The sequence below is a fragment of the Prosthecobacter sp. genome (assembly GCF_044378005.1).
Classification (GTDB): domain Bacteria; phylum Verrucomicrobiota; class Verrucomicrobiia; order Verrucomicrobiales; family Verrucomicrobiaceae; genus Prosthecobacter.
In genome coordinates this window covers 1-8005 of the sequence record NZ_JBILYB010000203.1, presented here as the reverse complement: position 1 = coordinate 8005, position 8005 = coordinate 1, and the positions used below count along the sequence as shown (strand labels likewise).

8 protein-coding genes and 1 pseudogene are annotated in these 8005 nt (G+C 59.2%); all 9 read left to right on the top strand.

Annotated features, from left to right (window positions below; translation table 11 throughout):
- Nucleotides 1–271, top strand: a pseudogene (locus tag AC6FTP_RS24125) (oxidoreductase); the annotation flags it as partial.
- Nucleotides 268–1650 (top strand): hypothetical protein, encoded by a 1383-nt coding sequence (locus AC6FTP_RS24120; RefSeq protein WP_497209463.1) that lies wholly within the window; start codon nucleotides 268–270, stop codon nucleotides 1648–1650. The pseudogene AC6FTP_RS24125 and the gene AC6FTP_RS24120, both read left to right, overlap by 4 nt.
- A gap of 13 nt (nucleotides 1651–1663) precedes the next feature.
- On the top strand, nucleotides 1664–2725 hold the full coding sequence (locus tag AC6FTP_RS24115) for a sialidase family protein (RefSeq protein ID WP_497209462.1): 1062 nt from the start codon (nucleotides 1664–1666) through the stop codon (nucleotides 2723–2725).
- Nucleotides 2722–3642 carry a dihydrodipicolinate synthase family protein gene (locus AC6FTP_RS24110; RefSeq protein WP_497209461.1) on the top strand — a complete coding sequence of 307 codons (921 nt, stop codon included), beginning with the start codon at nucleotides 2722–2724 and terminating at the stop codon, nucleotides 3640–3642. The genes AC6FTP_RS24115 and AC6FTP_RS24110 overlap by 4 nt, the downstream gene beginning before the upstream one ends.
- Nucleotides 3639–5201 (top strand): hypothetical protein, encoded by a 1563-nt coding sequence (locus tag AC6FTP_RS24105; protein WP_497209460.1) that lies wholly within the window; start codon nucleotides 3639–3641, stop codon nucleotides 5199–5201. The genes AC6FTP_RS24110 and AC6FTP_RS24105 overlap by 4 nt, the downstream gene beginning before the upstream one ends.
- A gap of 3 nt (nucleotides 5202–5204) precedes the next feature.
- Nucleotides 5205–5954 (top strand): RraA family protein, encoded by a 750-nt coding sequence (locus tag AC6FTP_RS24100; RefSeq protein WP_497209459.1) that lies wholly within the window; start codon nucleotides 5205–5207, stop codon nucleotides 5952–5954.
- Nucleotides 5955–5973: 19 nt separating this feature from the next.
- Entirely contained in the window at nucleotides 5974–6783 is an 810-nt protein-coding gene (locus AC6FTP_RS24095) for an HpcH/HpaI aldolase family protein (RefSeq protein WP_497209458.1), read from the top strand.
- A gap of 5 nt (nucleotides 6784–6788) precedes the next feature.
- Complete coding sequence (locus AC6FTP_RS24090) at nucleotides 6789–7565, top strand: SDR family oxidoreductase (RefSeq protein ID WP_497209457.1); 777 nt, start codon at nucleotides 6789–6791, stop codon at nucleotides 7563–7565.
- Between the two features lie 24 nt (nucleotides 7566–7589).
- On the top strand, nucleotides 7590–8005 hold a 416-nt coding region (locus tag AC6FTP_RS24085), incomplete at its 3' end, for a sodium:solute symporter family transporter (RefSeq protein ID WP_497209456.1).

Below are 8005 nucleotides of genomic sequence, written 5' to 3'. Positions count from 1 at the left end.
AGTCACCATCGGCGCGCTGCACGATGCGTATGGCAGCTTCGGGGCCGTGCATCTCTACGGCACGAAAGGCGATCTGCCGCTGAAGCTCACCGACACCTACCACGCCTTCCGCGGCCAGCTCGTCGCATTCATCGACATGCTCCGCTCTGGAACACGTCCGCTGCCCTTTGACGAAACCGTCGAGCTCATGGCCGTGATCATCGCTGGCCTCCGCAGCCGCGAACAGGGCGGAGCCATCATTCACATCACCGACATCCTATCCGAACTATGAAAGCACTCCTCTATCTTCTCCTCACTGCCTCCACGTTGGCAGCCGAACCACTCAACCTCGCCTCGCGCTGGGAACTCTTTGTCGATGAACACCTCGTCGCGCAAAAGAGTGGCCTCGCCTTGAAGCTGCATGATCCCATCAAGAAGGAAATTGTCCTCACCACCGACAAACCTTGGGAAGGCATGACCTGCGCCTACTTCAGCGTCATCCAGGATGGCAAGAAGGTGCTCATGTATTACCGAGGATCCTCTGGCGGCAGCGATCACAGCGACGCGCAAGTCACCTGCGTCGCTGAAAGCACGGACGGCATCCACTTCACGCGACCCAAGCTCGGTTTGATCGAAGCGGGCGGCACGAAGGACAACAATGTCATCTGGCGCGGTGTCGAGTCGCACAACTTCTACCCCTTTCTCGATGCCAACCCCGCCACGAAACCCGAAGAGCGCTACAAAGCCCTCGGTGGCGTGAAGCAGCCTGGCAAGAACTGGCACCAGGGCGAAACGCCGGGCGGGCTTTACGCCTTCGCCTCCGCTGACGGCATTCATTGGAAGAAGATGAAGGACACGCCAGTCATTACCAAAGGTGCATTCGACTCACAGAACCTCGCCTTCTACGATACCACACGCAGCCGCTACGCCTGCTTCAGCCGCATCTTCAGCAACAAAGTCCGCGCCGTCCAAAGTTGCACCTCCACCGACTTCCTCGCTTGGAGCGATGGCATCCCGCACCGCTATGCCAAAGACGTGCCGATGGAGCATTTCTACACCAGCGCCACGGTGCCATGCCCCACGGCACCGCATCTCTTTCTCTCCTTCCCGAAGCGTTTCGTCACCACTCGCAAAAAGGTGCCGGAGCATGAAGGCCCCGGTGTCAGCGATGCCGTCTTCATGTCTAGTCGTGATGGCGTGAACTGGGACCGCCCCTTTCTCGAAGCCTGGGTGCGTCCGGGACCCGACCTCAAAAACTGGACAGATCGCAACAACATGACTGCCAACGGTATCATCGAATCCAGCGGCACCGAATGGTCGCTCTACATCAGCGAGCACTACCGCCACGCCGATCACCGCATCCGCCGACTCAGCGTGCGCAAGCAAGGCTTCGCTTCCATGCATGCGGATGCAAAGGGCGGCGAGTTCACCACGCATCCACTCAAGTTCACCGGCAAAAATCTAGTGCTGAACTACTCCACCTCCGCCGCTGGCTCGATCCAGATCGAGGCACTTGATGCTGCAGGCAAAGTAGTGGCCACCATACCCGAACTCTATGGCGATGACTTCGAAGCGAACGCGCTCGACGTCTCCAAGCTAGCCGGTCAGACGATCCAACTGCGCATCAAGATGAAGGACGCAGATCTGTATGCGCTCCGCTTTGCCAACTGATTCCATCACGACCATGAAACCACTCATCGCCCTATTCCTTCTCACCACAGCTCTCACTGCGCAAGACTTCCAGCGCTTCGTCGCCATCGACAATGTGTGCGCTTGGCCAAACCTCACGCTGATGCCTGATGGCAGCATCAACACAACTATCTTCGGCCAGCCGAGTCATGGACAAATGGCTGGTGCCGCCGAGTGCTGGAACAGCAAGGACGGCCAGTTTTGGGAGAAGCACGGCATCCCCGCGCCGAATGACCCGCACACCAACCGCATGAACGTCGCTGCCGGTCTCGCCAAGAACGGCGATCTCCTCGTGCTGTGCTCCGGGTGGACGGACGTGAAACAGCCACAGCGCCCAAAACAACCCGCCTTCCGCGACGACATTCTCAGCACCTGGGTTTGCCGCAGCGGCGATGGCGGCAAGACATGGTCACAGATCAAAAACTTCCCCGCGCCCGATGCAGGCTGGACGCACTACATCCCCTTTGGCGACATCAAGATCGGCGAAGATGGCGCACTGCATGTCTCCTGCTACGGCGGCGAGTTCACCGATCCGACGAAGAACACGAAGACCAAAGGCTACCGCTCCTGGCACTTCCGCAGTGATGATGATGGCAAGACCTGGAAGCGCATCAGTATCATTCATAAGACAGGCAACGAAACGACCCTTCTCCACCTCGGTGGCAAACGCTGGCTCGCTGCGGCACGCGAGACCGCCATGGATCTCTTCATCTCCGAAGACGATGGTGTGACTTGGGGTGAACCGAATCGCGTCACTCAGAGGAACGAGATCAACGGTCACCTCGCCCGCCTCAAAGATGGCCGCATCATCCTGGCGTATGGCAATCGCATCAAAACCGGCGACCAGCTCGGCGTGCTCGCAAAGTTCAGCAGCGACGAAGGCAAAACCTGGGGCGAGCCCATCCGCATCGCCTACACGAAGACCACTGACTGTGGCTACCCCAGCACCGTCCAGCGAGCCGATGGCAAGCTCGTCACCGCCTGGTATTCGGGCAGCTCCGATTATCACGCCCGCTACCACATGGGCGTCGCAATCTGGGACGCTCCCAAGCCATGACCACGCCACGCTACCGCCGCTGCATCCTTGCCACTTGTTGCGTGCCGTGGAACGAGCGCTTCGAGTTTGAGGAGGCCATCTTTCGCCGCAGCGTCCGGCTGCAAATCGCCAGCGGCATTCGCGATCTCTACATCTTCGGCACGGCGGGCGAAGGCTACGCCGTCACCGAAAGGCAGTTCGATGCCATTGCGCGTGTGTTTCTCGATGAAACTCGAATCGACGGTGTGCAGCCCATGATCGGTCTCATCAGTCAATCCTTGCCCACGATCATCGAACGCATCGAACGAGCCCGCAACATGGGTGCGAGTCGATTTCAACTCAGTTTGCCGAGTTGGGGCGTTTTGAACGACACGGAGCTGAAAAGCTTCTTCCGCGAGACCTGCGGACGTTTTCGTGACTGTGAGTTTTTGCACTACAATCTGATGCGCACGGGGCGGATCATCACCGGAGCCGAATATGGCCCGTTAGCCGCTGAGCACGAAAACCTCGTCGCCACTAAGAACAGCACCGCCGACGATAATAGGCTCCAAAGCCTCTTCACCGACTCTCCCCAACTCCGCCACTTCATCACCGAGGTCGGCTTCGCCAAAGCCTGCCACATGGGCGAGTGTGGCTTTCTCATTTCCTTTCTCTCCACGAATTTCGCCCGCGCCCAGGACTACTTCCTCGCTGGTTGCTCGCGCGATGAAGCCGGACTCGCCGCCATCACCGCTGACTTCGGCGGCCTCATCGCCACCTTCAAGGAATCCGTCGGCAACACCGCGCACATGGACGGTGCCTTCGACAAACTCTTCTGCCGCATTCACGACCCCGAGTTTCCCCTGCGCCTGCTGCCGCCGTATGAAGGCGTCAGCGAAGAACGCTTTGATCGCTATCTTGAACGGCTGCGTTCCCATCATCCCCACTGGCTGCCATGAAGACTCTGCTGCTCCTCATCTTCCCGCTGGCCTTGTGCGCAGCGGATCGCACGATCCTCCTCGTGGATGATCACGAGATTCTCTACCGCGCGGGGACTCGCCGTGTTTTGGAAAAGCCAGCACGTCATGCGAAGAACCCGCTCATCACCGAGGACAAACCATGGGAGATGGCCATTGCGTGGACGAGCGTGCATCGCGACAAGGCCACGGGGAAATATCAGCTTTGGTATCAGGCCTATGCAGGCAAACGAGCACAGATGAAGACACATGAGTGTGTCGTCTGCTACGCCGAGTCTGCGGATGGCATCACGTTCACGAAACCCACCCTCGGACTCTTTGATTTCAACGGTGACAAAAACACCAACATCGTGCTCATCGGCAGCGGTTTGTATGGCGACCGCTACTGCAACAGCGTCATCGTCGATGCTCGCGAAGCGGATGCATCGAAGCGCTACAAGATGCTCTACTATGACTGGGCCAAGACAGCAAAGGGCGAACTCGTCGCCGGGTTGCATCTCGCCTTTTCGCCCAATGGCATCCGATGGACAAAACATCCCGAAGCACCGCTCTACACCACTTCCTTTGGCGGCAAGAAAGTGCAGCCGCCTTTCGCTGGCGAGAATCCTTACACTGAGACCACTGCACCGGATGGTCGTGTGAAGCGGCAGCTCTTGAAGCCGATCAGCATGTCCGACGCGGCTGATCCGCTCTTTGATCCGAAACGCAAGCTGTGGGCCATCTATGGCAAAGCCTGGATCGCAGGCCCGGATGGTGGACTCGGCTGGAAACACGGCATGGGCCGCGTGGAGAGCCGTGATCTGCTGCATTGGAGCAGCCCACAGATCGTCTGCTTTCCCGATGAGCAGGATGGAGCACTGGAGTTCCACACCTCGCCTGTTTTTTTTCGCCATGACCGCTACTTCAGCCTCAATCAAATCCTCAACCGCCCCGGCGGCGGCACGATGGACATCGAACTCATGCTCAGCCGCGACGGTATCGACTGGCAGCGTCCCTTTCGCCACGATCTCTGGCTGAAACGCAGCCCTGGCGAGCAATTCGACAGCGGCACGCTCGCCACCAATGCTGACATCGTGCTCGAAGGGCGAGAGATGCGGTTTTACTACGGCGCTTACAGCAGCGGGGCCATCGGCGGCGGCACAAACATCACTGGTGACCAGCAAAAGAGCGGCGTCGGCATGGTCTCACTGCCGGTGGATCGCTTCGCCGGTTTGCGCAGCGAACCTGAACCAGCCACACCCAAGATCAAATCTCCGCCCGACATCGGTCAGATCACGCTGAAGCCCCTCGACCTCAAAGGCCGCACCGAAATCTATGTGAACGCGAATGCCGCTGGTGGTGCCGTGTGGTGTGAGATTCTCGACGAAGACGGCTTCCGCATCTCCGGCTTCGACAAGGCGAACTGCACCCCCTTGAAGAAGGACACCACACGCTATCGCTTTGCCTGGAAAGACAAGAAGCTCGCCGATCTCCCACCTGCGAAGTATCACCTCCGCATTCATCTTCAAAAAGCCACCGCTTACGCCATCACGCTGCATTGAGTCATGCCAACCATCCCACACTCCGACCTCCTCCAGCTCAAGCGCTGGAACACACCAACCATCTACAACGGCTGGGAGCAGATCACCCAGCACAATCCTGGCGCGGATGCCTTTAACATCGACGAGACGCGCGACTACATGCCGCAGATGGGCCCCATGGTTGGCTACGCAGTCACCTTGGTCATCGAGCCGGGCAATCCCGAGCATCGAAAGACGAATCCAAATGCCGGCATCGAATACCGCCGCTACATCGCCAGCATTCCGGGACCGAAGATCGTCATCGTGCAGGATCTCGACAAGCCACGTGTCCTCGGCTCCGCCTGGGGTGAGGTCAGTGCCAACATGCATCGTGCCCTCGGCTGCGTCGGCACCATCACCGATGGCGCGGTCCGCGATGTCGATGAGATGACCAACGCTGGCTTCAAAGCCCTCGCACGTCGTCTCTGCGTGGGGCATGCGCATGTGCATCCGGTACGCTGGAACTGCGAAGTCGAAGTCTTTGGCCGCACCATTCGACCTGGCGATCTCATCCATGCCGACAAGCACGGCTTCCTCGTGATCCCGCCGGAGGACCAGCCAAAGCTGCTCGACGCTGCGCGTTTCATGGACAGCAATGAATGCGAAACCGTCATCCCCGCCGCACGTAGCGCCGCCGGACTTCCCACAGATCAAATCGTCGCCAACCTCGAAGCCTCCATCACTCAATTCAGCGCCAACGTGAAAGCCAAATTCCGCCGTGAAGGCGAGTGGTAATCTTTATCTCATTTCATTCATGAAACTCCGCCCCTCCCGCATCCTCCGCGAACTCCGCGCCGGTCAAAACAGCACCATCCTCAAACTAAACCTCGGCGATCCACGCATCGTCGAACTCGCCGGGCTCTCTGGAGCCAGCGCCGTGTGGCTTTGCAACGAACATGTGCCGAATGACTGGCTCAATCTCGAACATCAGATCCGCGCCGCGAAGCTCTACGACATGGACACCATCGTCCGCGTGAACAAAGGCGGCTACAGCGAGTATGTGAAGCCATTCGAGTGCGATGCCACCGGCATCATGGTGCCGCATATCACCAGCGCCGATGAAGCCCGCAACGTCGTCGATATGGTCCGCTGTCGCCCGATGGGCAGCAAGGCGCTCGACGCCGGAAACATGGACGGCCTCTTCTGCCAAGTGCCGCTGGCCGACTACGCCCAGCACTGCAACACCGAGAAATTCGTCATCCTTCAGATCGAAAGCCCCGAAGCCCTCGAAGTCGTCGAAGAGATCGCCGCTGTGCCCGGATTTGACATGCTGCTCTTCGGAGCCGGGGATTTCAGCCACCGCATCGGAAAACTCGGCCAAGCCACCTGCCCCGAAGTCGTCGCCGCTCGCAAACGCGTCCACGCCGCCGCCATCAAGCACGGCAAGTATGTCGCCGTCGCCTCACTCTTCGGTCAAAAGGACCAGCTCATCGAAGAAGGCACCCGCATCTTCACCCTCGGTGCCGATGTCATCGAACTCGGCAACGCCTTTCACAAGTTGGTCAAAGACTTCGGTGGTGGCACTACTGCTCCGAGCAGTGACTCCGTTTACCAATCCAAGTGACCGCCATGCCTGCCGATCTCTTCTCCCTCCAAAACAAAACCATCCTCCTCACCGGAGGCGCTGGGCTTTATGGTCGTGGCCTGGCGGCGATGCTGGCCCAGACCGGTGCCACGCTCATCCTCGCGGCCCGTGATGTGGCGAAGCTGCAAGTCGTCGCCGATGAAGAAACAGCGAAGGGCCACAAGGTCTTCGCCGAGTCACTCGATCAAGGGGATGAAGCGTCCGTGATTGCCTTGCATGAGCGCATCACGGCGAAGTTTGGTCCGCTGCACGGCCTCGTGAACAATGCGGTTCTGCGTCCGATGAAAGGCGCTAACGGTGCGGCGGAGCAATTCGCCGAATCCATGCGGGTGAATGCCACGGGTGTGATGCTCATGCACCGTCACTTTGGCCAAACGATGGCGGAGGCAGGTCGTGGCAGCATCGTGAACATCGGCAGCATCCAGGGCATGATCGGACCGAGCTACGAACTCTACACGGGCACAAACATGGGCGACATGCCGCCGGATTACTTCTTCCACAAAGGTGGGATGGAGAACCTCACGCGCTTCTACGCGGCGCTTTACGGCCCGAAGAACGTCCGCGTGAACAACCTTGCTCCCGGTGGCTTCTTCAACAACCAGCCTGAGCCCTTCCTGCAACGCTACTGCGATCACACCATGCTTGGTCGCATGGCCGACGACTCGGACCTCGGCGGCGCGGTGATCTTTCTCCTCAGCGATGCTTCACGCTACATCACGGGCGTGAATCTCCCTGTCGATGGTGGCTACACGGCCAAATAACCTTCAGCACGAATCCCCACTCCGATGACCCACTTCTCCTGGCTCGATTACACCATCTTCGGCGTTTACCTCGCGGCTTCGGTCGGTGTGGGGTTGTTTTCAGCGCGTGGCTCGAAATCCCTCGGCGACTACTTCCTGGCAGGGCGCGGCATGAATAGCGCGCTCGTCGCCATGTCCATCCTCGCGGCGCTATTCTCCGGCATCAGCTACCTCGCCGGTCCGGCGGATGTGTACAAGAACGGCTTCGGCTTTGCCTATGTCGTACTCGCCTTCTTCATCGCCACCCCCTTCACGGCGATCTGGATGATGCCAAAGTTCTACCAGTCGCGCTTCTACACCGCTTATCATTTTCTAGAGGAGCGTTTCTCGCTGTCGGTGCGGCTGCTGGCCTCAGGCTTGTTCATCTTTCGTGTCGCGCTCTGGCGTGCTGCGGCGACTTA

What these genes read in the sequence shown, in the direction of transcription:
- AC6FTP_RS24120 (WP_497209463.1), top strand. Translation starts at nt 268, where the DNA reads ATGAAAGCACTCCTCTATCTTCTCCTCACTGCCTCCACGTTGGCAGCC.
- AC6FTP_RS24115 (WP_497209462.1), top strand. Translation starts at nt 1,664, where the DNA reads ATGAAACCACTCATCGCCCTATTCCTTCTCACCACAGCTCTCACTGCG.
- AC6FTP_RS24110 (WP_497209461.1), top strand. Translation starts at nt 2,722, where the DNA reads ATGACCACGCCACGCTACCGCCGCTGCATCCTTGCCACTTGTTGCGTG.
- AC6FTP_RS24105 (WP_497209460.1), top strand. Translation starts at nt 3,639, where the DNA reads ATGAAGACTCTGCTGCTCCTCATCTTCCCGCTGGCCTTGTGCGCAGCG.
- AC6FTP_RS24100 (WP_497209459.1), top strand. Translation starts at nt 5,205, where the DNA reads ATGCCAACCATCCCACACTCCGACCTCCTCCAGCTCAAGCGCTGGAAC.
- AC6FTP_RS24095 (WP_497209458.1), top strand. Translation starts at nt 5,974, where the DNA reads ATGAAACTCCGCCCCTCCCGCATCCTCCGCGAACTCCGCGCCGGTCAA.
- AC6FTP_RS24090 (WP_497209457.1), top strand. Translation starts at nt 6,789, where the DNA reads ATGCCTGCCGATCTCTTCTCCCTCCAAAACAAAACCATCCTCCTCACC.